Origin of the sequence: Ilumatobacter coccineus YM16-304 (assembly GCF_000348785.1) — a bacterium.
Taxonomy (GTDB): domain Bacteria; phylum Actinomycetota; class Acidimicrobiia; order Acidimicrobiales; family Ilumatobacteraceae; genus Ilumatobacter_A; species Ilumatobacter_A coccineus.
The window spans coordinates 2,816,864-2,840,767 of the sequence record NC_020520.1; the positions used below are offsets into that span (position 1 = coordinate 2,816,864).

Sequence of the window (23,904 nt, forward strand, 5' to 3'; positions counted from 1 at the left end):
CGTGTTGCCGCCTATCGTCTGCGGCGTGACCGACCCGGCCCTGCGTGACGACTGGTGTGACACGCCGCATCCGGCGAGGCTGTCGCCCGATCATCCACGAGCCGCCGAGATCATGTCGCGCCACCGGGCCGCCGTCGATGCTCGTCTCCCGACGTATCCCGATCCGGTCAGCGGGTTCAGCGTGTTCACCGCAGCCTTCCTCGCCAAGCGCGACTACTGCTGCGAATCGGGCTGCCGACACTGCCCATACGAGATCTGACCAGTGCCGGCGGCCAGGTGATCGGTCGCCCACCGGCCTGCACCGAGTCGGTACGGTCGTCGCCATGAGCGACAAGAAGCTTCTCGAACAACTCCGGGTCGACGGTGACCCGAAGATCGCCGATCGTGATGCCGCCGAGACGTTCGGCTGGGAGAAGGAGGAGGCATACGAACTCTTCGCCGAGGAGATGGAGGCGCTCGTCGAACTCCAGAAGCAACTGTTCGCCGACAAGTCGGCGTCGCTGCTCATCGTGCTCCAGGCGATGGATGCTGCCGGCAAGGACAGCACGATCCGGGCGGTGCTCAGCGGCCTCAACCCGGCCGGTGTCGACATCAACCCGTTCGGCGTGCCGACCGAGGAAGAACTCGCACACGACTACCTCTGGCGCATCCATCACCATGCTCCCGCCGACGGCTACATCGGCGTGTTCAACCGCTCGCACTACGAGGACGTGCTCGTCGTTCGGGTGAAGGGCTTCGCTCCCGAGAAGGTGTGGAAGAAGCGCTACGACCACATCCGCAACTTCGAGCAGATGCTCGCCGACGAGGGCACGCACATCGTCAAGATCTTCCTCAACGTCTCGAAGGAGAAGCAGAAGGAACGGTTCGAGGAGCGCCTCGAGCGTCCTGACAAACGGTGGAAGTTCCGCGCCGGCGACCTCGACGACCGAGCGCTGTGGGACGACTACATGGACGCCTACACCGACGCCATCGAGAAGACGTCGACCGACGACGCGCCGTGGTACGTCGTGCCGGCCGACAAGAAGTGGGCTCGCAACGTGTGCATCGCTCGCATCCTGCGCCACCACCTCGAAGCGATCGACCCGAAGTACCCCGAACCCGAAGAGGGCCTCGACCACATCTCCGTCCCCGACTGAACCTGGTTATTTCCATCCGGGATGGAAATAACCAGGTTCGCGACGAACGTTTCGGCGATGTGAAACACGCGATGGTCCGACACGGACGGCTTGACATTTCGTACAATCACGGGATGGCAGTGGCAGTTCCGTTCACGCTCGACGAGGTGGTGAACCTCCTCGCCGACGACCCCGATGCGACGTTGCTCGCCGGGGGCACCGACGCGATGGTCGAGATCAACGACGGGCACCGTCGCCCCGACGGGTTGGTCATCGCCCTCAACCGCGTGACCGAACTGCGGTCGTGGCGTCACGACCCCGCAGCCGCCACGCTCACCATCGGTTCCGCGGTCACCTACACCGAGTTGATGGCCGAGCCGATCGCATCGCTCGTGCCCGCACTCGCCGAGGCGTCGCGCACGGTCGGCTCACCGCAGATCCGCAACGCCGGCACCCTCGGCGGCAACCTCGGCACCTGCTCGCCGGCGGGCGACGGCCTCCCCGTGCTCGCCGCGCTCGATGCAACGGTCCGCCTCGTGTCGGCCACCGGTGAGCGCACGATGCCGGTCACCGAGTTCATGGTCGGCGTGAAGCGCACGGCCATCGAACCCGGCGAGGTCATCGCCGAGATCACGCTGCCCGTGCGGTCCGGCTGGCAGGGCTACGCCAAGGTCGGTGTCCGCAACGCCATGGTCATCGCGGTCGCCAGCACGTGCCTGGCCGTCGACCACGACAACCGATCGGTCGCCGTCGCACTCGGCTCCGTCGGGCCGACGATCCTGCGCTGCCCCGACGCCGAGGCGCACCTCGCCGACGCCATCGACTGGGCCACCGATTCGGTGTCGACCGCTGCCGTCGATCGATTCGGCTCGCTCGTCAGCGAAGCGAGCACGCCGATCACCGATCACCGGTCGAGCGCCGACTACCGACGCCACGCCGTCGGTGTTCTCGCCAAGCGCCTCGCTCGCCGGGCCGTCACCATCGAAGGAGCAGCAGCATGAGCAACGAGGTCTTCACGCTCAGAGTCAACGGCACCGACCGCGAGGTCAAGGACTCGTGGCTCGGCGAGAGTCTGCTCGACGTGCTCCGTGACCGGATCGGCCTGATGGGCGCAAAGGGCGCGTGCACGCAGGGCGAATGCGGGTCGTGCAGCGTCATGGTCGACGGCGAACTCGTCTGCTCGTGCCTGGTCATGGCGGCCACGGCGACCGGGCAGGAGATCGTCACCATCGAAGGCGTCGCTCCGGTCGGCAGCCCGAGCGACGTCCAGCAGGCATTCGTCGACGCCGGCGCCGTGCAGTGCGGATTCTGCACGCCGGGCCTCGTCATGGCGGTCCACGACCTCCTGGAACGCACGGAGACCCCGACCGACACCGAGATCCGTGAGGAGCTCTCCGGCAACATCTGCCGCTGCACCGGATACGGACGCATCATCGACGCCGTGCAACAGGTGGCCGTGACCCGTTCGAACGGAGCCACGTCATGAGCGTCATCGAGGATCGCGGTACCGACACGTCGGTGCGCCCCGGCACCATCGGCGACTCACCGGTTCGCAGCGATGGCATTCCGAAGGTGCAGGGCACCTACGAGTTCTCGTCCGATCTGTCGGCCGACGGGTGCCTGTTCGGCGCCACGCTGCGCTCGCCACACCCCTCGGCGCGCATCGTCTCGATCGACCTCTCGGCTGCCTGGAAGATCAACGGCGTCGAAGCGATCATCACCGCCGACGACGTGCCCGGCAAGCTCACGTACGGGCTCATCAGCCAGGATCAGCCCGTGTTCGCGTCCGACGTGGTGCGCTACGTCGGCGAACCCGTCGCCGCCGTCGCCGCGATCGACCCCGAGACGGCACGCCGTGCGCTGAGCGCCATCGAGGTCACGTACGAGGTCCTCGACCCGCTGCTCGACCCCGAGGTGGCGATCTCCGGCGATCACGAGCCGATCCATCCCGACGGCAACCTCATCCGTCATCAGCGAATCGTCCACGGTGACCCGGCCACGACCGGGCCCATCGTCGTCGAGGGCACCTACGAGATCGGCATGCAAGACCAGGCGTTCCTCGGCCTCGAAGCCGCCATCGCCTACCCCGACCCCGGTGCCGACGGTGTCGAACTGCACGTGGCCACGCAGTGGCTCCACGAAGATCAAGGGCAGATCGCCGCGTGCCTCGGTTTCCCCGACGACAAGGTCCGCCTCGTCCTCGGCGGCGTCGGCGGTGCCTTCGGCGCACGCGAAGACATCAGCTTGCAGGTCCACACCTGTCTGCTCGCCCTCCGCCTCGGCCGTCCGGTCCGCATGGCCTACAGCCGCGGCGAGAGCTTCCTCGGCCACGTGCATCGCCACCCGGCCACGATCTGGATGCGTCACCACGCCGATGCCGACGGACGCCTCCTCAACGTCGAGGCTCGCTTCGTGTTCGACGGCGGCGCCTATGCCTCGACCTCGTCGGCCGTGCTGGTCAACGGCATCACGATGACGCAGGGGCCGTACGCCTGCCCCAACGGCAAGGTCGACGGCTACGCCGTGCGCACCAATCACCTGCCGTGCGGCGCCATGCGCGGCTTCGGCGCCGTGCAAGCCTGCTTCGCCTACGAATCGCAGATGGACAAGATCGCCGACGCCGCCGGGATCGACCCGGTCGAAGTCCGCCTCCGCAACGCGATGCACACCGGCGACACGCTGCTCACCGGTCAACCGGTCCTCAACGTCGCACCCGTCGAGGAGTGCATCCGCGAGACCGCCGCGCTGCCGCTGCCCGACGAGCCCGTCGGTGGTCTTCCACTCGCCGACGGGTCGCCCGATGCCATGCGCCTGCCGGGCGGAGCCGGGCGCACCGCCGATGCCGTCGACGTCGTGCGCGGAATCGGCTGGGGTGTGTCGATCAAGAACCTGATGTACTCCGAGACCTTCGACGACTTCTCGACGGCTCGCTGCCGACTCGTCGATGGCGTGGCCACGCTGAAGTTCGCCACCGCCGAAGTCGGACAGGGATTCATCACCATCGCCGCGCAGATCGCTCGCACGGTGCTGGGCGTCGACGACGTGGTGCTCGACCAGATCGACACGCAGATCGGTTCGGCCGGTTCCACGTCGGCGTCTCGCCAGACCTGGATGAGCGGGGGAGCGGTCGACGCCGCGTGCCGCGCCGTCCGCGAGCGCTTGTTCGAAGCGGTCGGTGCGGCGCACGACATCGAACCGATCCGGCTCATGATCGACGGCACCGACGTCATCGACACGGCGGGAGACCTCCGCATCCCCGTTGCAGAGGCCACGGCTGGTCTCGAACTCGACGAAGAGGTCGAATACCACCATCCCCCCACCGAAGACCTCGACGAGAACGGCCAGGGCAACTGCCACACCGCCTTCGCGTTCGTGGCCCACCGTGCCGTCGTCGACGTCGACCCCGAACTCGGACTGGTCAAGGTGATCCAGGTCGCCACCGCGCAAGACGTCGGCAACGCGCTCAACCCGCTGTCGGTGATCGGCCAGATCGAGGGTGGCATCGCCCAGGGCCTCGGACTCGCCGTGATGGAGGAGATCATCCAGATCGACGGGGTGATCCGCAACGGCAACTTCACCGACTACCTGCTGCCGACGTTCCTCGACATGCCACCGGTGCAGGCCACGCTGGTCGAGCAACCCGACCCGCATGCACCGCTCGGAGCGAAGGGCGTCGGCGAGCCGCCGTGCATCTCGTCGACCCCGGCGATCGTCGCCGCGATCCGTGATGCGCTGCGCCAGGCCGGCGTCGACCGTCCGCTCGACCGGGTTCCCGTGCGTCCGTCCGACATCTGTCTCGACGCCTCGTGACGTCGTTCGCGCGTCCGTCCACGAGCGTCGTCGGTCCCGAGTGCAGCCTCGCGGCAGCGTCAAGCGCGGAAGTGATCGCGGCGAGCAACCTCGGCGCTCAGAAAACAGATAGGTTTCGACCCCATGTCTGAAGAGCGCGAAATCATGACCTGGGACATGTTCGGCCAGGCCACACGGGATCTTTCGCAGATGGTCGCCGATGACGGGTACGAACCCGACATGATCCTCTCGATCGCCCGAGGCGGGCTGCTCCCGGGTGGAGCGATGGGCTACGCGCTCTCGATCAAGAACGTCTACACGATGAACGTCGAGTTCTACACCGGGATCGACGAGCGCCTCGACGTGCCGCGCATCCTCCCGCCGGCTCCCGACTTCGTCGATCTGTCCGACGGCAAGATCCTCATCGTCGACGACGTCGCCGACACCGGCAACACGCTCAAGTCGGTCGAAGAGTTCTGTGACGGCAAGGTCGGCGAAGTCCGCACCGCCGTGCTCTACGAGAAGTCCCACTCGATCGTGAAGTGCGACTACATCTGGAAGCGCACCGACCAGTGGATCAACTTCCCCTGGAGCGACAAGCCGCCGGTGGCGGCGCCGCACGGCTTCGTTCCCGAAGCCTGAGCACCCGCTCAGCCGCTACGGGCGGCCGAACGCTGCCTGCTGCGCACTGAGCAGACGCTCGCGCAGCTTTGCCGGTGGGACGATGCCCTGCAGCTTCCCGTCGCTCCACACCGTGACCACGGGGCGCAGCGGGTTGAGCCGGGGGAGCACCGACGACAGGTCGTCGTCGGGACCGGCCTGCGCGGTCTGCTCGAACGGCACCATCAGGGTGTCGAGCATCACCATGGCCCGCTGATCGCCCGGAACCGCCCACAGCGCGTCTTCGAGGACGATGCCGTCGAGCACACCGTCACCGTTCGAGTCGAGCGCCACCGCTCCGGCACCGCCGAGACGTGACCGGTTCCAGATCATCGAGTCGGCGTCCATGTCGACGCCGGCGTGAGCGAGCCCGAACCACGTGAGGTCGCGCACCTTGATGCCATCGAGTTGCTCGCCGATGTACGACGCCGCGATCTCGGCACGGGCGTTCATGGCGATGAACACACCGGTCAGGGTGATGAAGATGCCGGGGTACCCGTTGAGCATGAGCGCCAAGCCGATGATGGCCATGCTCCAGCCGAGGACCCGCCCGGCGTTGCCAGCGTCTCGGGCAGCTCGGTACTTGTTGCCGGTCCGGGCCCAGCGCACCGCACGCAGCACGCGGCCACCGTCGAGGGGTGCGCCGGGCAGCATGTTGAACACGGCGAGCGCCACGTTGATGAAACCGATCCAGCCGAGCACCGGTGAGTCGACCGCCAGCGCGATGCCGAACGTGACCACACCGATGGCGAGGCTGGTGAGCGGCCCTGCGGCAGCGATCAGGCCGTCGGCACGCGGCGTCGGCGACTCCCGGTCGAGCCGGGCGACACCGCCCAGCGCCCAGAGGTCGATCGACTGGGTCTCGACGCCGTAGCGACGGGCGACGAAGGCGTGACCGAGTTCGTGCGCCAGGATCGAGAGGAAGAACGCGACGACCGCGATCGCTCCCGACACGAGTCCGAATCCGGCGGCGAGGTTGACGCCGAACAGGATCGCGACCAGGCCCATGCTCCAGTGAGCACGAACCGGGATTCCTGAGATGCGAGCGAGTTTGAACGAGCCAGTTGTCATGAGGTTGCAGCCCTTTCCGTTACTGAATGCAACCGTACGCGGCACTGTCCGATTCCCACGGTCACACGCCGGTGTCGTCCGGGCGAGCGGGCCGCTCAGGAGCGCTGTCCGAGGATGACCGACGCACAGTTGCGTCCACTGGCACCCCACACCCCGGCCCCGGGGAACGTGGCCGCACCCGTGAGGTAGAGCCCGTCGACGGCCGTCTGATACTTCGTCAGCTCCGGGTTGGGGTTGCGGAACGCCGCCAGCGGGCCGCCGGCGAAACTCGTCGCATGCCCTGCAGGCAGGTGGAACTCGCGCTCGTAGCGATCGGGGGTCATCGCTCGCCAGTCGATGATCGACTCGAGCAGACCCGGTTCGCACAGATCGGCGAACGCCTCCAGCCAGCGGCGCGGCTCGGGGGAGTCGGGCCAGCCGCCCTGCAGCCCGTACGGCGTGTAGAGCGCCTCGATGCTGAGCACGTGCTGACCGGCTGGCGCCATCGTCGGGTCGATCAGCGTCGGCACGTTGACCATGAAGGCGGGGGTGTCGAGCACCTTGCCCTGCTGCATCAGTTCGTAGCCGCGATGGATCGTGGCGAGGTCGGGCGCGATGACGGTCGTCGGACCGAGTGTGCGATCGGAGTTCTTCAGCCGTGGGGGAGCCGACAGCACGACGTCGAGCTTCGACTCGTAGCCGTCGTCGTGTTCGATCCCGCGCCAGCGGGCGATCATCTTCGCCGCCGACGCCGGCGGGTTGCGCAGCCAACGGAGGAACGTGTCGTGTGGGTTGCACGCCGACACGACCGTCGAGGCCGACACCACCGCTCCGGTGTCGAGCACCACGCCGCTGACGCGATCGGCGGTGCAGCAGATCTCTTGCACGCGGGTGTCGGCGAGCAGCGTTCCGCCCGCGGCCTCGAAGGCAGCGAGCAGCGCGTCGGGGACCGATCCGCTCCCGCCGACGGGCCGGCCGACCTTGGCGACGTGTCGCATCGCCGGAGTGATCGCGCCGAGTCCGGTCCCGCTGAACTCGGGGGAGATGCCCCACACCATCGGTCCGGTCGCAGCGGCCGGCCCGGTGATCGCATCGGTGGTGAAGAACGAGCGCAACACGTCGGCCGTGCTCCGACGGCTCCACCGCAGCAGCGTCGCAGATCCGGCGAGGCGCCGACGGAGTGCGAGCCGTGTGAGGCCGCGGAACGTCGGCGGCTCGGCGGCCGCTTCGAAGATCATGCGGATCGCAGGCATCGCTGCCGCCGCGTAGCGCCGGTAGTTGTCGACTTCGCCGGGATAGGTGCGAGCGATGTCGGCGAGCGTCTCGTCGAGGTCGTGATGGCTGGTCCAGCCGTCGCCGTTGGCGGCGCCCTCCCACGACATGTTGTGCTGTGCCGGTTCGAGGTCGTGGTAGGCGAGGCCGTGCGCCGCGAGGTCGAGTTCGCTCATCACCGGCGTCGTGCGGAACGTGAGGTGATCGCAGTTGCAGATGTTGACGGTCGCTCCGCCGAACGGCTCGCTCGCAGCCGTGCCGCCGACCGTCGACCTGGCCTCGACGAGCAGCGTCGACATACCGGCCCGGGCGAGGTAGGCGGCGGTGACGAGCCCGTTGTGACCGGCGCCGATCACGATGGCGTCGTAGTCGGTCGCGTGGCTGCTCATCGCCTGCCATTCTCGCGGATGAGCTGGTCGAACGCGTAACGTACAGGTGTGCCAGATGCCCCTGATCGAGCCCCCGCTTCCCGCCGACTCGACGAGTTGCGCGCTCCCGACATCGACCGGCTGATCACCCGTGACTCGGTGTTCGTCCAGCCGCTCGGGGCGATCGAGCAGCACGGGCCGCACCTCCCGTTCAACACCGACCTGCTCGTTGCCGACCGAGTCGCCGATGCCGCCGTGCGTCGTGTGGGCGCCGAACTCGACGTGTGGCTGCTCCCGCCGCTCGCCTACACGAAGTCGAACGAGCACGCCTGGTCGTCGGGCACGATCTGGCTCTCGGCCACAACGCTGCTCGCCGTGCTCGACGACATCGGCCGCTGCGTGGCCATGACCGATGCCCGCAAGCTGGTGTTCATGAACGGGCACGGCGGCAACTCCGCACTCGTCGGCGTGGCGAACCGCGAGATCCGCCTCGCGCACGGGCTCATGACGTTCCTGGCGCACCCCGGGGTCCCGCCCGATCAGGGCGGGGAGTCGGGCGAGTCCGAACTCGGCATGGGGATCCACGGCGGCATCGACGAGACCTCGCTGATGTTGCACCTCGCCCCGGAGTTGGTCGACATGAGCACGGTGACGCGCAACGTCCCCGAGTCGCTGGCCCGCAACGAACACGTCCGCTTCGGCGGCAAGGTCGGGTTCGGCTGGTTGTCGAACGACTTCGGCCCCGACGGGCACATCGGTGACCCGACCGGTGCGACCGCCGAACGAGGCCGGGAGATCTTCGACGCTGCGGTCGACGCGTTCTGCGCCGCGCTCGGCGAGATCTCGCGCTTCGACCTGCCGATCACCTCGTAACCGACGTCAGAGCGTCACGGCGAGGTCGACGAAGTCGTTGGTCACCAGGTCGTCGCCAGCGGTTGCGCCGCCGATCGTGTCGACGAACGAGGCGACTCGATCGACGTCGAAGCTCCCGACCACGCCGTCGGGCCCGCCGCCGAAGATTCCGGTGGCGACTCCCGACGCGACTCCCTGATCGAGCAGTTCGGGTGCCGCCCGAGTGAGCGGGTTGAACAGTTCGCGCACCGAAGCCATCAACTCGTTGGTGGGGCTCGGGTCGACGACGTAGGCGACGATCGACTCCTGGATGACCGGCACCAGCCGGCCCAGGCACGAGCGCTGCTCGTCGGCGAACTCCGAGGTGACGACGAGGGAGTCGTCGTACGAGGTCCACCCCGACTCGGCAGCCAGTGCGTAGTCGATCGGTGCCGACCACTGGGGGAGCGAGGGGAACAGGAATGGCTCGACCAGTGCATCGCCCTGCTGCACCAGCGAGCCACCGGAGGCGACGAACGCCGCTGGTTCACCGAAGAAGTCGTCGTCGAGGTCGTCGCTGTCGAGCACGCCTTGCTCGACGAGGAACGAGATGAACCCTTCGTCGGGGAGGTGACGGATCTCGGGGCCCGTCGCGGCGAGGTCATCGAGGCTCGTCACGTCGGGGTACGTGGCCGGGTCCCACATCAGCATCTGGTGGCTGATGTCGGTGAGCGTGACCACGCCGACGGTCGGGAACGTGTCTGCTGCGTCTGCCAACTCGTCGGTCGACGCTTCAGCGAGGGTGATCGTCGGGTCGGCCGACATCACGTCGATCGGATTCCGGAACTCGACCGCCGGACCGCCGGCGCGGATCTCCACGATCACGTCCTCGACCGTTCCGTCGCTTCGGCGAAGTGGACCGCTGATCACCTGGGTCGCACCGTCGACCGACGGGTCGTCACCGAGCAACCGGAACAGCGGCCCGTGTTCGACCGATGGCAGGTCGTCGATCTGAAGGGTGATGGTGGCCGGGCAGACCTCGGCGAGTGGGCCGTCGGTGAACGTCTCTCGCTCCGGAAGCGTCGTCTCGACCTCGGTGAAGTCGACGGCTGGCGTGCTGGTCGACGTGGCCGATGACGAGTCGGGCGCGCTCTGCACGGCGTCGTTGCCGCCCGAGCAGCTCACGAGCCCGCTCACGGCAACGATCAGCACAGCACATCGACGAATCACCACCGGCGGATTGTACGAATCGGGCCCCGTCGAGTGGTGGCACCACGCGAAGAGGGGCGATCCGGCCGCAGCCGGAACGCCCCTCGTCAGTCGATGATCTCGACGTCAGGTGTCGGTCAGAGACCGATGCTCTCGTCGATGTACTCGTTGGTCACGAGGTCGTCGGGCGTGATGCCTTCGGCGCCGAACACCGGCGAGGCGACTTCGATGAATCCCGCGATGCGGTCGAGGTCGAAGTTGCCGACGGTCGCGTCGGGACCGTTGCCGATCAGACCCAGTTCGAGCTGCTTGGCGACCGAATCGGTGGCCAGGCCCTCGTCGTAAGTCCAGAAGTCGGCGTAGTCGTTGACAGCCTGGATGATCAGCTCGTTGGTTGCCGCCGGGTCGGCGACGTAGTCGACGACGGCCTGCTGCACGATGGGAGCGAACGCTGCCATGCAGTCGGTGAGTTCGGCCTTCTTCGAGTCGAGGACGGCGAGCGGAGCAGCGTATGCCTGCCAGCCGGCGTCGTGGATCAGTTCGAATGCGACGGGCTTGCCCCAGTCTTCGAAGGCGTTCTCGTAGTTGTAGGGCTCGGCGGAAGCGAAGCCCTGCTGTGCGATGGCGCCGTTCTCGGCGATGAACACCGCGGGGCCGCCGTCGTAGCTGCCGTCGAGCTGCGCTTCGGTCACCTGACCGCTGCTCAGCAGGTACTGCATGTAGGCGCCGCTCTCGAAGTAGCGGATCGTGACGCCTTCGCCGTCCTTGGCGGTGGCGAGGTCGGCGATCGACGTGACGTCGGGGTAGGTGGCCGGGTCCCACATGATGATCTGCGGGTTGATCTCGAGCGGAGCGACGAACGCCGTGGTCGGGTTGTCGGCGTAGTTCTCGATCGCCTCGTCGGTGGCGACGTAGCCGAACGTGATGCTGTCGTCTTGGGCCATGGTCGACACGACCTGCTGGAAGCCGATGGCCGGACCACCGGTGCGGACCTCGAGGTCGACGCCGGTGTCGCCGGCGTGCGTGACGAGGTCGCCCGTGACGACCTTGGTGTCGGCGTTGATCTCGGCGCCCTCGCCGAACATCTGGTACAGCGCGCCGTGCTCGGCCTCGGGGAACCAGTCGGTCTGGATGACGATGGTCTCGGGGCAGACGTCGACGAGGCTGGTCGCTTCCATCTCGACCATCGCGCCGTCGTCTTCCTCGTCCATGGCCTCTTCGTCCATGGCTTCTTCGTCCATCGCTTCTTCGTCGGCCGGTTCTTCGGCCGTCGTCTCGGCAGGCTCGTCGGCGGGTGCCTCGGCCTCGGGCTCGTCGCTGCCGCAGGCAGCGATCGAGAGTGCGGCGACGATGCCGAATGCAGCCGTCTTGGTCGTGCGAGTGGTTCGCATGTGGTTACTCCCCCTAGGAGTTGAGATGTCGGTGTGTTGTCCGATGTGGTGTCGTGGTGTTTCCGACGCGGGAAACACTAGAGGAAACTGGCAGTTCAGCCGCCGTCAGGTTCTTGAACGCTGTGTTAATCGGGCCGCCGATCCAGGCGGTCAGCTGCTTCGAGTCTCGTGCCAGTGACCGACGACACGGCGCCCGAGCCAGCCGAAGAAGAGGAACACACTGATGCCGAAGACCGCGGTGACGATGACGGCGCCGTACAGCTGCGACTCTTCCGACGCCGCTTGGTAGGTGTTGATCAGTCGGCCGATGCCGGGTTCACCCTGACGGAAGAAGAAGTCGCCGACGACGGCGCCGACCACCGACAACCCGGCGGAGATCTGGAGCCCGGTGAAGATCGACGGCATCGCGGCCGGGAACTGGAGCTTGCGCAGGCGCGTCCACCGCGACGCTCCGTTGAGGGTCATCAGTTCGTGGTAGCCGCGATCGACCGACACCAGTCCGAACAGCGTGTTGGCAACGATCGGGAAGATCGCGATGATGACGCACACGAGCACGCGCGACCAGAAGTCGAAGCCGAGGACGAGGCCGATGAGCGGCACGAAGGCGAGGATCGGCATCGCCTGGATCGCCACGAGGTACGGGTAGATCGCGTTCTCGATCCACTTGGCCTGACTCATGAGCGTGGCGAGCACCAGGCCGAGCGTGATCGCGATGCCGAGGCCGAGTGCGGCGACCTGGAACGACGACCACAGGCCTTCGAGCAGCTTGAACAGACCGCCGCCGGTGCGGGTGCCACCTTCACCGCGCGGGATGTTCCAGGTGAGGATCGACTCGTTGATCACGGTGTGCGGCGGCGGCACGAGGAACTTGCGGTTGTCGGACATCAACACGTAGTGCACGAAGTACCACATGGCGAAGAAGCCGACGAGTGCGCCGGCCGGTCCGGCGAAACGAGCGATGCCCGCCCCGGCCTTGCGTTTCGGCGCTGATGCTGCCGACCCCGTTCCGCCGCCGCCCATGCTCACCGCACTGGCGGGAACGGCGGTTGCCTCGTCGTCGGTGACGGTCACGGGTGGGCTCCTCGGAGGTCGTGGGAGATCTGGCCGGAGAGTTCGGCGAACTCGGGGAGATAACGGATGTCGTGGCGCCGGGGGTACTCGAACGGCACCTCGTAGTCGGCGATGATGCGACCGGGCCGAGCCGACATGACGAGCACCCGCGTCGACAGGAACACCGCTTCGGCGATGGAGTGGGTGATGAACAGCCCGGCGAAGTTCTTCGCCTTGAACAGCGACAGCAATTCGTCGTTGAGCCGCTCGCGGCTGATCTCGTCGAGGGCGCCGAACGGTTCGTCGAACAGGAACACGTCGGGTTGCAGCACCAGCGAACGGGCGAGCGAGGCACGCATGCGCATACCGCCCGACAGTTGCTTCGGGTACTTGTCCTGGTGCTCGAGCAGGTTGACCAGTTCGAGCGACTCGTCGACCTTTCCGCTGAGGCCCTTCAGGTCGAGGCCGTGCAGTTCGGCGAGCAGCTCGACGTTGCGCCGAACGGTACGCCACGGGAAGAGCGTGGCGTCCTGGAACACGTAGCCGATCGAGTCGTGGTCGACCTGGCACAGCCCACCGGTGTTCTGTTCGAGACCCGAGGCGATGCGCAGCAGCGTCGACTTGCCGCACCCCGACGGGCCGACGACGGTGACGAACTCACCGCGCGACACGCTGAACGACACGTGGTCGAGTGCGTGCGTCCCGTCGGGAAAGGTCATCGACAAGTCGTCGAAGACGAGCGCCGGGGTGTCGGAGTCAGAGGTTTCGGCGTCCGGCGACTCGGTTGTGAGGTCGGTGTTCAAAGTGGTGGTCTCCCGATGGGGACGGATGCAAGTGCCGACAGGTTAGAAGCCATCTGGCGACCGCTGTGTGTCCATCGTGTTTCAAGTGAGGAGGATTCGGGCCCGGTCCGGTGGCGCCGCCTGCTCGTGACGGCCGGGATGGGCGTGACGATCTTGGCACCTCGACCGCCAATCACAAAACGATCTCTCGGCCGTGTCGCCACACTCGTCGATCGGCGGGCCCGGTGGCGATGGCTTCGCGAACCGTGTCGGCGCGGACGGCGACGAAGTGTGCCGGATCGCCCACCTCCAACCCGCCGGTACGACGTCCGGTCGCCGTCGCGCTGTGCTGCGAGACCATGCTCCAGGCGTCGTGGGGGAGCGCATGCGCCGCCATGATCATGAGGCCTGCCGTTTCGAACGGGCACGCTCGACCGACCGGGTTGAACGGGTCCTGCAGGTTGTCGGCGCCAGCGGCCACCGTCACGCCGGCGTCGCGCAGCGCGGCGACCGCAGTGAGACCGCGTGGCATCGGCGCGTGGCCTCGTCCTTGCAGGAACAGGTTGGTGTGGGGGAGCGCGATGACCGAGATACCGGCTTCGGCGACGAGTTCGGCCACACGTCGCTGCTCGGCTTCGGGCTGCATGCCGAGGCTGACACAGTGGCTGGCCGTGACCGGCTGATCGAAACCGGCGAGGGTCAGTTCTGCGAGGTCGACGAGCCCGAGCACCTCGGGGTCGAGCGTTTCGTCGGTGTGGAGATCGACGCCCATCCCGTGTTCGGAGGCGAGGTCGAGCAGCCATTCGGACGCGGCGCGGTCGTCGGCCCCTTCGAGGTGCGGCACGCCTCCGACGAGGTCGACGCCGGCCTGCATGGCCTCGCGAGCCAGGGCTCGTTGGTCGGCACCCGCCGCGCCCATCAGCGGCCAGCCGATCAGCGCCACGATCTCCACGTCGATCACGTCGGCCACCCGGCGCCTCACCTCGGTGAGCGCTTCGACGCTGCGGAGACCGTGCTCGATCGTGGTGTCGGCGTGGCTGCGCACCGCCGTGTAGCCGTTGCCCGCCATGAGTCGAGCTGCTCGCTCGGCTCGTTCGATGATGTCGTCGACACCGAGCAGATGCCGGTTCTCCCGCATGGCCGTGATCGCACCCATCAGGTCGCCGGTCTTGTTGACGATGCGCTCGGCGAGGAACGCCTTGTCGAGGTGGGCGTGCGGCTCCACGGCAGCCGGAAGCAACAGGTATCCGTCGAGGTCGTCGACGGTGTCGTCGTCCTTCGGAGTGAGGTCGCCGACCTCGCTGACCAGGCCATCGACGACGCGGACGTCGCAGATGCGATGTGACATCTGCCCACCGGTTTCGGGGTGCAGAGTGGTGATTCGTTGCAGGAGGTTCGCAGGCACCTGTGCGACGATAGGGGCCCTATGGTCGCAGCACAGGATCTCAAACTCGGCGCCTTCTTCTTCGGAGGTGTCGAGATGGACGACGCCGGGGCCGGGCTCCCGAATCCGATGGATCGGCGCTACACCAACGACGAGTGCTGGAAGGCCACCCTCGACTACGTCGACTCCGCCATCGAGGCCGAACGCCTGGGCTACGACTCGTTCTGGACCACCGAGCACCACTTCCAGTACGAGGGCTACGAGGTCATCCCGAACGGCCTGCAGATCTCCACCTGGATCGCGGCTCGCACCACGAAGCTGCGCTTCGGCGCCATGTTCAACGTCGTGCCGCAGTGGAACCCGCTGCGCCTCGCCGAAGACTTCTCGACGCTGCACAACCTGTCGGGTGGCCGAGCGATGCTCGGCGTCGGCCGTGGCACCGTCCCGCGCGAGGTGCTGCACCTCAACGACAAGGGCGTCTCGATCGGTTCACAAGACAACCCCGATCAGGCGGCGGCCGACCAGTTCAACCGCGAGATCTTCGAAGAGTCGATGGAGATCGTTCGCCGAGCGCTGAGCCAGGATTCCTTCTCCTTCACGGGCAAGCACTTCGAACTCCCGATCCCCGGCATCCCCGACCGCGGCGCGACGGTGCAGGACCTCACGTTGATCCCGCGTCCGATCTACCCGTACGAGATCTGGCAGGCGGTCACCTCACCTCCGACGCTCGACTACGTCCCGGTCGTCGACCACGGCGCCGTGTTCTGGAACCAGCACTACAGCTTCATCAAGCGCTTCTGGGACCGCTACGCCGAGAACTACGCCTCGGCACACGGCGGCCACGAACTACAAGATCACGAGAAGCGCATGCTGGTCGTGTCGGTCCGTATCGAAGACACGATGGAGCAGGCGTACGAGACGGCACGCAACGGCCACGACGAGTTCTGGAAGTTCCTCGGCCCGTACGGGTGGAGCCGCGGCTACATGGGCCCCGACGGCAAGCCCTCGGCACCCGGTCTCATCCCGACGCTCGAGGAATCGATCGAGAACAAGACGATCCTGTGCGGCACGCCCGAGTTCGTCGCGTCGGAAGTCCAGTTCCTCAAAGACCTGCTCGGCTTCGAGTACCTGACGATCTTCCCGCACCTGCTCGGCGACAGCTACACGAAGGCCAACGAGCAGATGGCTCGCTTCAAGGAAGAAGTCCAGCCGCTCCTCACCTGAGCGGGCCGACACCCGATCCGGTCGTCGTCAGGCTCCGGCGCAGGAGCCGATCACCGTTCGGGGGTCGGTGGAGCCGACCCACATGCCGTCGCGGCCTCCGACGATGGCGCAGGCGTGTCCGAACCCTGAGTCCCAGGCGGGAGCTCCGCTCGTGCGGTGACCGCGCGACGCGAGTGCATCGAGCCAGTCGTGCGGAGCGTGGCCTTCGAGACTCACGCCGGGGCCTTCCGGTGCGGTCCACGTGTCGAATCCGGTGGCCGGACCTTTGAGCGCCCATCGCCCCGCGCCGATCGCTCGAGCTGGGCTCTGACGGTGATGGAACAGGCGGGCGGCGATCTGCAACATGATCTGCGGCTGCGCGTCGCCGCCCATGGTGCCGAAGACCGCTGCCAGCGACCCGTCGTCACGGGTGGCCGCCATCGGCAGGAGCGTGTGCGGCGGCCGCCGCCCCGGCGCCAACTCCGCCGGGTGGCCTTCCTCGATGCTGAAGCCCATGCCGCGGTTGTGCAGGTTGATCCCGGTGTTCGGCTCGACGAGGTGGCTCCCGAATCCCGAGGCGTTCGACTGGATCAGCGACACCGCCATCTCCCGGCCGTCGACGCCGCGCCCGGCCGTGCACAGATAGGTCGTGTCGCCGTCGTTCGAGGGAGCCCAACGGCCGCTGGCACGGCCGACGTCGATCTCGTCGAAGCGGCCGTCGATCATGTCGAGCAACTCTCGGCCGTCCGCTCCGTCGAACAGCTGGCTCGGACGATCACGGCCGGCCGCCGTGGCGGCTTCGATCAGGAGGTGCGCCCATCGCTCGTCGTCGGGGTCGGCGGGCAGGTCGAGTTGCGATGCGAGGCGGGCACCGCCGATGGCGAGGTAGCCCTGTGAGTTGGGCTCAGCGGTGTGCAGCGTCACGCCGAACGCCTCGCCGGAGAGCACCGGCTGCCACTCGGCCTGCACGGTGGCCAGGTCGGACGCGGTGAACAACCCGCCGCCCATCTCGATGAGTCCCTCGCCGAACGCCCCGCCGTAGAAGGTGTCGCGCCCTCCGCGAGCGACGCCGGCGAGGGCCGCAGCCACGCCGGGACGCCGCACACGCGAGCCGCGCGTCTGGGCCTGCTCGGCGATTTCATGGAGATTCGCTCGCCCTTGGTCGCTGGCGAGGTGCAATGCGCCGATCATCAGCGGTGACGCCGGGAAACCGTCGTTGGCGAGGCGGATCGCCGGGTCGAGAACCTGGTCGAGCGGCAGCGAGCCGAAGCGGTCGTGCAGCGCCAGCCACCCGTCGACGCATCCCGGCACCGTCACCGAGCGGATGTCGAGCCGGAACGGCATCTCCGTCAGCCCGGCGCTACGCATCGCCGCGGCGTCGGCCCCTGAGCCCGCGCGCCCCGAGGCGTTGAGCGCATGCACGTCGCCGTCGTCGTAGACCAGCGCGAACAGGTCGCCACCCATGCCGCACAGGTGCGGCCCGGTGACGGCGATGGCCGCGTTGGTGGCGATCGCCGCGTCGACGGCGTTGCCGCCGCGAGCGAACGTTTCGACACCGGCCGAGGTGGCGACCTGGTCGGCCGACGCGACCATGTGGTTCGGCGTGCGAACGGAACGGAGTGGAGGGTTTGACACCGACATCACCCGAGACCGTACGGCATCGCGTCAGGTCGGCCAGAGCCCCCGCTCGATGAACACCTCTCGGAGCAGTTCGGTCTCGTCGGTCATGATGCCGTCGACGCCCAGATCGAGCAGTCGTTCCATCTCCGACCGTTCGTTGATCGTCCACACGTGCACGTCGACGCCGGCGCGCCGAGCGTGGCGCATGAATCGTTGGTCGATGATGCGGATGCCCTTCATCGACGTCGGCACCTGAGCGATGCGCGGCGCCGAGCCGGGGAGTCGTCCCACGATGCGCAACGGGGCGATCTCGGGCGGACTCATGTTGGTGATGAGGGACGGCCCGAGCAGACGGCGGAGCCGCTGCAATCTCGAGTAGCTGAACGATGCGAGGCACACGCGGTCGAGGAGGCCGCGCGACCGGACCATCTCGGCGAGCGGTTCGACCGACGCCTCCGACTTCGCGTCGATGTTGAACCTGGCGTCGGGGAAGCGGTCGAACAGATCGCTCATCAGCGGAATCGGGTGCTCGCCGCCGACGCGCGCCTCGGCGACCTCGTCGGCCGACATCTCACCGATCTGCTTGGCGATGCCGCAGGTGCGCGTCAGGTCGGGGTCGTGGAACGAGACCAACTCGCCGTCGGTGGTGAGGTGGACGTCGGTTTCGAGATAGCGATAGCCGAGCGACCAGGCGTGCTCGAACGACGCCATCGTGTTCTCGGGCGCGCTCGATGTGCCACCGCGATGCGCGAACGGGATCGGCCCGTCGTGCTCGAGGTACGGGTGTCTGGTCAGATCGACCGACCCGCTGCCTTCCAGTACTCGTCCTTGAGCAGGCGCTTGTAGAGCTTGCCCGTCGGGTGGCGGGGGAGTTCCTCGCGGAAGTCGATCGAGCGGGGGCACTTGACGTCGGCCAGCTTCGAGCGGCAGAACTGAATCAGCTCACCGGCGAGCGCCTGCGCTTCTTCCTCGTTGGCGGGCATCTCTCGCGGTTGCACCACGGCCTTGACCTCTTCGCCGAAGTCGTCGTTCGGTACGCCGAACACGGCGACGTCGATGATCTTGTCGTGCGTGACCAGGACGTTCTCGGCCTCCTGCGGGTAGATGTTCACACCGCCGGAGATGATCATGTACGCCTTGCGGTCGGTCAGGTACAGGAAGCCGTCTTCGTCGAGGTACCCGACGTCGCCGAGCGTCGACCAGCCCTTGGGATGCCGCGAGCTCTTCGTCTTCTCGGCGTCGTTGTGGTACTCGAACTCGGCGCCGCCTTCGAAGAACACGGTGCCCGACTCGCCCTGGGGGACCTCTTCGCCGTCTTCACCGCAGATGTGCAGCGTGCAGTTGATCGGCGAACCGACCGTGCCTTCGTGGGCCAGCCACATCTCGGAGTTGCAGTAGACGAACCCGTTGCCTTCGGAGCCGGCGTAGTACTCGTGCACGACCGGGCCGAACCACTCGATGATGCTCTTCTTGGTGGGAATCGGGCACGGCGCCGCCGCGTGGATCACGCATTCGAGCGACGACACGTCGTACTTCGCACGAGTCTCCTCGGGCAGCTTCAACATGCGGACGAACATCGTCGGCACGACCTGGCTGTGGGTGATCTGGTGCTTCTCGACGAGCTGCAGGTACGTCTCGGCGTCGAAGTTCTCCATCGCGACGATCGTCGCCCCGAGCATGTGCATCGACATGCAGAAGCGCAGTGGGGCCGCATGGTAGAACGGCGCCGGCGAGAGGTAGCGCTTCGTGTCGTCGACCCCGAAGAGCATCGACGACAGCATCGAGACGCCGTTGCCCCAGTCGGTGAGCGGATCGTTGGGGAACTCGCGAGCGATGCCCTTGGGCATGCCCGTGGTGCCCGACGAGTACAGCATGTCGAGCCCGGCGATGCGCTCGCCTTCGAGCGGCTCCGGTGACTGTGCGTCGACGGCGGACTCGTAGCTCTCGTAGCCGTCGATCGTGCCGTCGAGCATCAGGCGCAGTTCGACCGCCGGCGTGTTGGCGACGATCTCGGCTGCTTGGTCGGCCTTGTACTTCGACGTGATGTACGCCCGAGCGCCGCAGTCGTTGATGATGTACTCGAGTTCGGCGCTCTGGAGACGCGACGACGCCGCGGTGTAGATCAGTCCTGCGTAGTGGCACCCCCAGATGATCTCCATGTAGCGATCGTGGTTCTCCATGCAGATCGCGATGTGATCGCCGGGATTGAGGCCGGCGGCACGGAGCAGCCGACTCAGCCGGTTGGCGGCAGCGTCGAGTTCTCGGTACGTCTGGGTGAAGCCGGAGCCTCCCATGATGAGCGCCGGCTTGTCGCCGTGTGTGTCGAGATGTGCACCTGGGAACATGAGCTGGGAACGTAGCCGACCGCACCCGCCGGAGTCACGACGAGCGGCCACGACCGGGGAGGTCGGTCGCCGACGATAGGTTCGACGCGGTGAGTGTTGCTCGGTTCGCCCAGGTGATGAACGCCACCGACATCCACCTCGATCAGGCCTGCCTCGCCATCTCCAGCACGATCCAGGCACCTCTCGACGAGATCGAGTGGCTCGCCGCGCTCGACGTGCTCGCCGCCGAATGCCCCGAGCCGACCCCCGACGGCGTCGCTCGCCACCTGTTCGGCGACCTCGCCTTCCGCGGCAACTCGGGTGCGTACTACGACTGGCGCAACTCGTGCCTCGACCGGGTGATCGACACCCGGATCGGCATTCCGATCAGCCTGTCGGTGCTGATGATCGAAGTCGCCAGGCGGGTCGGGGTCCGGCTCATCGGCGTGGGCATGCCCGCCCACTTCCTGGTGCGCGCCGCCGACGACCCCAACCGGTTCTTCGACGCGTTCGGCGGCGGCGTCGAACTCGACCGCGACGGAGCACGTCGGTTGTTCGAACAGCTCACGCGCGGGCAGGTCGCATGGCAGGACAGCTACCTCGAGCCGACGCTCGCACAGCCGATCGTGATCCGCATGCTCAACAACCTGCGAGCGATCTTCCAGAGCCGCTCCGACGAACTCCGGTACGGACTCGTCATGCAGTTGCGCGCCCAGATTCCACAACTCGCCCACGACGAGGCCGATGACATCGCCGCTGCCTCGGCCGTGTTCAACTGACCACCTCAAGGGAGTGATCCTCACATGATCGATCGTGACATCAAGCAATGCCTCGGGCAGATGATCAAGGGCGTCGAGGTGGTCGGTGCCGCACACGACGGGGTCATGCGCGCGTACACGAGCCACTGGGTGTCACAGGTGAGCTTCGAGGAACCGATCGTGATGGCGAGCGTGTCGCCCAAGCACGACACGCACCCGTTGATGGTCGCCTCGGGACAGTTCACGGTGAGCATCCTCGGCGCCGACCAGATCAGCGAGGGCCAGTACTTCAGCTACCCCGGCCACAAGATGCGCTACGTGGCCGACGAGTACATCACGCCGTGGCCCGACGCCGACCACGGCCTTCCCGTCGTGCCGAACGCGATCGCGTGGATGCGCTGCGAGACGTTCCAGATCACGCCGATGGAAGACCACGAACTGTTCTTCGCTCGCGTCGTGGAGGTGCAGCCCAATCGGTTGAAGGACCCGCCGCTGCTCTACTCGAGCCGTCTCGGCTGGCGGATGACCGGCGACAAGGCTCGCGAGCCCGGCGTCAGCATTCGCGATCAACTCCTCGAACGCGTCGCCACCGAGTTCGGCGACGACTGAGCCGGGCGCGACCCGGCGCGCCGACTCCGGTGGTCAGTAGCCGAGGCAGTTCGTGTCGACGAAGGTGTCGACCGTGTCGAGTGCTGCGGCGAGTTCCGGGTCTGCCGAGGGGTCGGTCATGCCGTCGAACGACCCGTTGTCGACCACGGCGGTGAGCCACGTCATCAGGGTCGAGTACTGGTCGGCGATCTCGGCTGGAACGAGCGGGTCGATCGCCACCAGGTAGGCCTCGATCACGATGAGTTCTTCGAAGTCGCCGGTGGGTTGCGGTCGTGACTCGATGATGTCGAGCCCGAGGCAGAAACCGGCGTCGGCATCCGCCGGGGTGAAGCCCGGTGCAGGGGGTGCCGGCGTGCCGTCGTCGGACCGCTGACCGAACACCGGCTGCTGCGTCTCGCGCTGCGGGCTGTCGAACGGGACGACCGGGATGACGACGCCGTTCGGCAGCTCAGGATCGTCGGCCGGGTCGACGGGGTCGACCGGGGCGATGACCGGGTCGGTCGACGGCGGCGTGTCGCCTTCACACCGCTGATCGATGAAGTCGCTGATCCGTTCGCCGGCGCGCTCGGACGCCGGATCGGTCTGCATGCTGTCGAACGTCACCTCACCGGCGACGACGCGATCGATGTAGTCGAGGATCGTCTGGAAGTCGCCGACCAGTTCGTCGGGAGCCGCAGCGACCAGCGTCGCCAAGCCAGCCTGCGCGGCGAGGGCCGCCTGGTCGTCGTCGTCTGGCAGATCGTCTTCGAACGCTTCGAGCGCCAGGCAGAACTCGCGATCATCCGGCGCGGGTTCGAACACCACGGGAGGCGCAGCGGTGACGGGCGGCTCGAGATCGGTGTCGTCGCGCTCGGGAAGCTGCTCGTCGGGGTCACCGCACTCTGCGGGAGAACACTCGATCTCGCCGCCTTCGGGCTGGTCGCTCGCATCGGTGTCGGTCGTGTCGCCTGTGGAGGACGCGTTTGCAGCGTCGGTGCCGTCGGTGGTCTCCGTCGGCGACTCGGTCTCGCTGAACTCTGGGTCCGCGACCGTGGTGGCCGGCGCATCGCTCGACGGAACACTGTCGGAGGTCGTCTCGTCGCCCGATCCGCACGCTGTGGCAATCAGGCCGGCTGCGATCAGCAGGGCGAGTCGGTGGAGCGGAGTGCGAGACGTCATAGGAGGTTCGACGCACCGTAGACGTCCGCGGTTCACGAGAATCGGAAGTTCTTCCGGGTTTTCGAATGCTTGCAGATGACAACTACGTTGTGGCCATGACGACGATCGACGCCGAAACCGACTTGACCGCCGACGAGCAGCGCGTCAGCGACCTCATCACCGACCTGCTCGAACAGTTCCCGCCGAACGACACCGACGCCGCCACGTTCCTCGGCCAGCAGTTCGACCGCGGCCTCGCCTGGGTGCACTTCCCGGAGGGCAATGGCGGACTCGGACTCAACCCGAAGCTGCAGCGGATGATCAACGAGCGGTTGCAGGCAGCCGGCGCTCCCAACGCGATGATCCGCAACCCGATCGGTCATGGCATGTGCGGCCCGACGGTGGTCACGTGGGGGAGCGACGACCAGAAGTCGCGCTACCTCCGCCCGATGTTCACCGGCGAGGAAGTGTGGTGCCAGCTGTTCTCGGAGCCCGGCTCGGGTTCGGACTTCGCCGGCCTGTCCTCGACCGGCGTCCGTGACGGCGACGAGTGGATCTGCAACGGGCAGAAGGTCTGGACCACGCTGGCGCACCTCTCGAGGTGGGGCCTCCTCGTGGTGCGCACCGATCCGCAGGCGGTCAAGCACGCCGGCCTCACCGCGTTCGTGGTCGACATGCAGGACCCGACGGTCGAGGTTCGCCCGCTGCGCCAGATGACCGGCGAGGCCGAGTTCAACGAGGTCTTCTTCACCGACACCCGCATCCACGAGTCGGAGATGCTCGGCAGCCCCGGCGACGGTTGGCGCGTCTCGCTCACCACGTTGATGAACGAACGCGTGTCGATCGGCGGCACGATCCCGGCCAAGGGTTCCGGCATGATCTCGGCGCTCACCAAGGCGTGGGCCGAAGCGGGCGATCACCTCAAGACCGGCGCCGCGCTCGACGAAGTGATGTCGCTGTGGTCGCGCGCCGAAGTCGCTCGCCTCACCAACATCCGTTCGAGCCAGAACCGCAAGATGGGCGACCCCGGCCCGGAGGGGTCGATCGGCAAGATGGCCGCCGCCGATCTCAACAAGGAGATCTACGAGAAGGTCATGGACCTCATGGGTGCCGATGCACTGCTGTACGGCAGCTACGAGATGATCCGCCCCGAAACCGCGATGGGTTCCGACACGCCGCAGAAGGCGTTCCTCCGGGTTCGCGCCAACTCGATCGAGGGTGGCACGAGCGAAGTGATGCGCAACATCCTCGGCGAGCGCGTCCTCGGCCTGCCGGGCGACGTACGCGTCGACCGCGAGGTTCCGTGGAGCGAGATCCCGCGCAACTGAACGGCGTCGGAACGCCGGATCGAA

At 67.2% G+C, this 23,904-nt stretch carries 22 protein-coding genes; 11 read left to right on the top strand and 11 right to left on the bottom strand.

Annotation, left to right across the window (positions count from 1 at the left end):
* The first annotated feature begins 25 nt into the window (after positions 1–25).
* The 6 genes from YM304_RS25420 (at position 26) to YM304_RS12695 (ending at position 5,546) form a co-directional block, all read left to right on the top strand.
* Entirely contained in the window at positions 26–259 is a 234-nt protein-coding gene (locus YM304_RS25420; protein WP_015442091.1) for a DUF5522 domain-containing protein, read from the top strand.
* Between the two features lie 64 nt (positions 260–323).
* Entirely contained in the window at positions 324–1,136 is an 813-nt protein-coding gene (locus YM304_RS12675; protein WP_015442092.1) for a PPK2 family polyphosphate kinase, read from the top strand.
* 113 nt (positions 1,137–1,249) lie between these two features.
* Positions 1,250–2,116, top strand: coding sequence for an FAD binding domain-containing protein (locus YM304_RS12680; protein WP_015442093.1), 867 nt, complete (start codon positions 1,250–1,252; stop codon positions 2,114–2,116).
* Positions 2,113–2,601: a (2Fe-2S)-binding protein gene (locus tag YM304_RS12685; RefSeq protein ID WP_015442094.1), complete on the top strand. Its 489-nt coding sequence runs from the start codon at positions 2,113–2,115 to the stop codon at positions 2,599–2,601. The genes YM304_RS12680 and YM304_RS12685 overlap by 4 nt, the downstream gene beginning before the upstream one ends.
* Positions 2,598–4,925, top strand: a complete 2,328-nt coding sequence (pucD, locus tag YM304_RS12690; RefSeq protein ID WP_015442095.1) for a xanthine dehydrogenase subunit D — start codon at positions 2,598–2,600, stop codon at positions 4,923–4,925. Before YM304_RS12685 ends, pucD begins: the two co-directional genes overlap by 4 nt.
* Positions 4,926–5,048: 123 nt before the next feature.
* Entirely contained in the window at positions 5,049–5,546 is a 498-nt protein-coding gene (locus YM304_RS12695; protein ID WP_015442096.1) for a phosphoribosyltransferase, read from the top strand.
* A gap of 15 nt (positions 5,547–5,561) precedes the next feature.
* On the opposite strand, the gene YM304_RS22580 is transcribed toward YM304_RS12695, so the two are convergent.
* Positions 5,562–6,635, bottom strand: coding sequence for a site-2 protease family protein (locus YM304_RS22580; protein ID WP_015442097.1), 1,074 nt, complete (start codon positions 6,633–6,635; stop codon positions 5,562–5,564).
* A gap of 95 nt (positions 6,636–6,730) precedes the next feature.
* Positions 6,731–8,275 carry a phytoene desaturase family protein gene (locus tag YM304_RS12705; protein WP_015442098.1) on the bottom strand — a complete coding sequence of 515 codons (1,545 nt, stop codon included), beginning with the start codon at positions 8,273–8,275 and terminating at the stop codon, positions 6,731–6,733.
* A 48-nt stretch (positions 8,276–8,323) separates the two neighbouring features.
* On the opposite strand from YM304_RS12705, the gene YM304_RS12710 reads away from it, so the two are divergent.
* A complete protein-coding gene (locus tag YM304_RS12710; protein WP_015442099.1) occupies positions 8,324–9,127 on the top strand; it encodes a creatininase family protein in 804 nt (267 codons plus the stop codon).
* Between the two features lie 6 nt (positions 9,128–9,133).
* On the opposite strand, the gene YM304_RS12715 is transcribed toward YM304_RS12710, so the two are convergent.
* The 5 genes from YM304_RS12715 to YM304_RS12735 form a co-directional block, all read right to left on the bottom strand.
* Complete coding sequence (locus YM304_RS12715) at positions 9,134–10,318, bottom strand: hypothetical protein (protein WP_015442100.1); 1,185 nt, start codon at positions 10,316–10,318, stop codon at positions 9,134–9,136.
* Between the two features lie 113 nt (positions 10,319–10,431).
* Positions 10,432–11,685, bottom strand: coding sequence for a hypothetical protein (locus YM304_RS12720; RefSeq protein WP_015442101.1), 1,254 nt, complete (start codon positions 11,683–11,685; stop codon positions 10,432–10,434).
* A gap of 150 nt (positions 11,686–11,835) precedes the next feature.
* Positions 11,836–12,756, bottom strand: coding sequence for an ABC transporter permease (locus tag YM304_RS12725; protein ID WP_015442102.1), 921 nt, complete (start codon positions 12,754–12,756; stop codon positions 11,836–11,838).
* Positions 12,753–13,454 (bottom strand): ABC transporter ATP-binding protein, encoded by a 702-nt coding sequence (locus YM304_RS12730; RefSeq protein ID WP_083908587.1) that lies wholly within the window; start codon positions 13,452–13,454, stop codon positions 12,753–12,755. Before YM304_RS12730 ends, YM304_RS12725 begins: the two co-directional genes overlap by 4 nt.
* Positions 13,455–13,710: 256 nt before the next feature.
* Positions 13,711–14,922 (bottom strand): amidohydrolase family protein, encoded by a 1,212-nt coding sequence (locus tag YM304_RS12735; protein ID WP_015442104.1) that lies wholly within the window; start codon positions 14,920–14,922, stop codon positions 13,711–13,713.
* A gap of 21 nt (positions 14,923–14,943) precedes the next feature.
* Between YM304_RS12735 and YM304_RS12740 the strand changes: the two genes are divergently transcribed.
* Entirely contained in the window at positions 14,944–16,125 is a 1,182-nt protein-coding gene (locus tag YM304_RS12740; RefSeq protein WP_015442105.1) for an LLM class flavin-dependent oxidoreductase, read from the top strand.
* 27 nt (positions 16,126–16,152) lie between these two features.
* Here the strand turns inward: YM304_RS12740 and YM304_RS12745 are convergent, their stop codons facing one another.
* The 3 genes from YM304_RS12745 to YM304_RS12755 are packed head-to-tail and all read right to left on the bottom strand — an operon-like array spanning position 16,153 to position 20,069.
* Positions 16,153–17,745, bottom strand: coding sequence for a gamma-glutamyltransferase family protein (locus YM304_RS12745; RefSeq protein WP_041298279.1), 1,593 nt, complete (start codon positions 17,743–17,745; stop codon positions 16,153–16,155).
* A gap of 24 nt (positions 17,746–17,769) precedes the next feature.
* Entirely contained in the window at positions 17,770–18,543 is a 774-nt protein-coding gene (locus YM304_RS12750) for a glycerophosphodiester phosphodiesterase family protein (RefSeq protein WP_407927679.1), read from the bottom strand.
* Positions 18,516–20,069, bottom strand: a complete 1,554-nt coding sequence (locus YM304_RS12755) for an AMP-binding protein (protein ID WP_015442108.1) — start codon at positions 20,067–20,069, stop codon at positions 18,516–18,518. The genes YM304_RS12750 and YM304_RS12755 overlap by 28 nt, the downstream gene beginning before the upstream one ends.
* Before the next feature lie 89 nt (positions 20,070–20,158).
* On the opposite strand from YM304_RS12755, the gene YM304_RS22585 reads away from it, so the two are divergent.
* Positions 20,159–20,827, top strand: a complete 669-nt coding sequence (locus tag YM304_RS22585) for a transglutaminase family protein (protein ID WP_015442109.1) — start codon at positions 20,159–20,161, stop codon at positions 20,825–20,827.
* 24 nt (positions 20,828–20,851) lie between these two features.
* Positions 20,852–21,415 (top strand): flavin reductase family protein, encoded by a 564-nt coding sequence (locus YM304_RS12765; protein ID WP_015442110.1) that lies wholly within the window; start codon positions 20,852–20,854, stop codon positions 21,413–21,415.
* Between the two features lie 33 nt (positions 21,416–21,448).
* Here the strand turns inward: YM304_RS12765 and YM304_RS12770 are convergent, their stop codons facing one another.
* On the bottom strand, positions 21,449–22,573 hold the full coding sequence (locus tag YM304_RS12770; RefSeq protein ID WP_015442111.1) for a hypothetical protein: 1,125 nt from the start codon (positions 22,571–22,573) through the stop codon (positions 21,449–21,451).
* 95 nt (positions 22,574–22,668) lie between these two features.
* Here YM304_RS12770 and YM304_RS12775 point away from each other — a divergent pair, with 95 nt between their 5' ends.
* Positions 22,669–23,880: an acyl-CoA dehydrogenase family protein gene (locus YM304_RS12775; protein ID WP_015442112.1), complete on the top strand. Its 1,212-nt coding sequence runs from the start codon at positions 22,669–22,671 to the stop codon at positions 23,878–23,880.
* Positions 23,881–23,904: the final 24 nt, after the last annotated feature.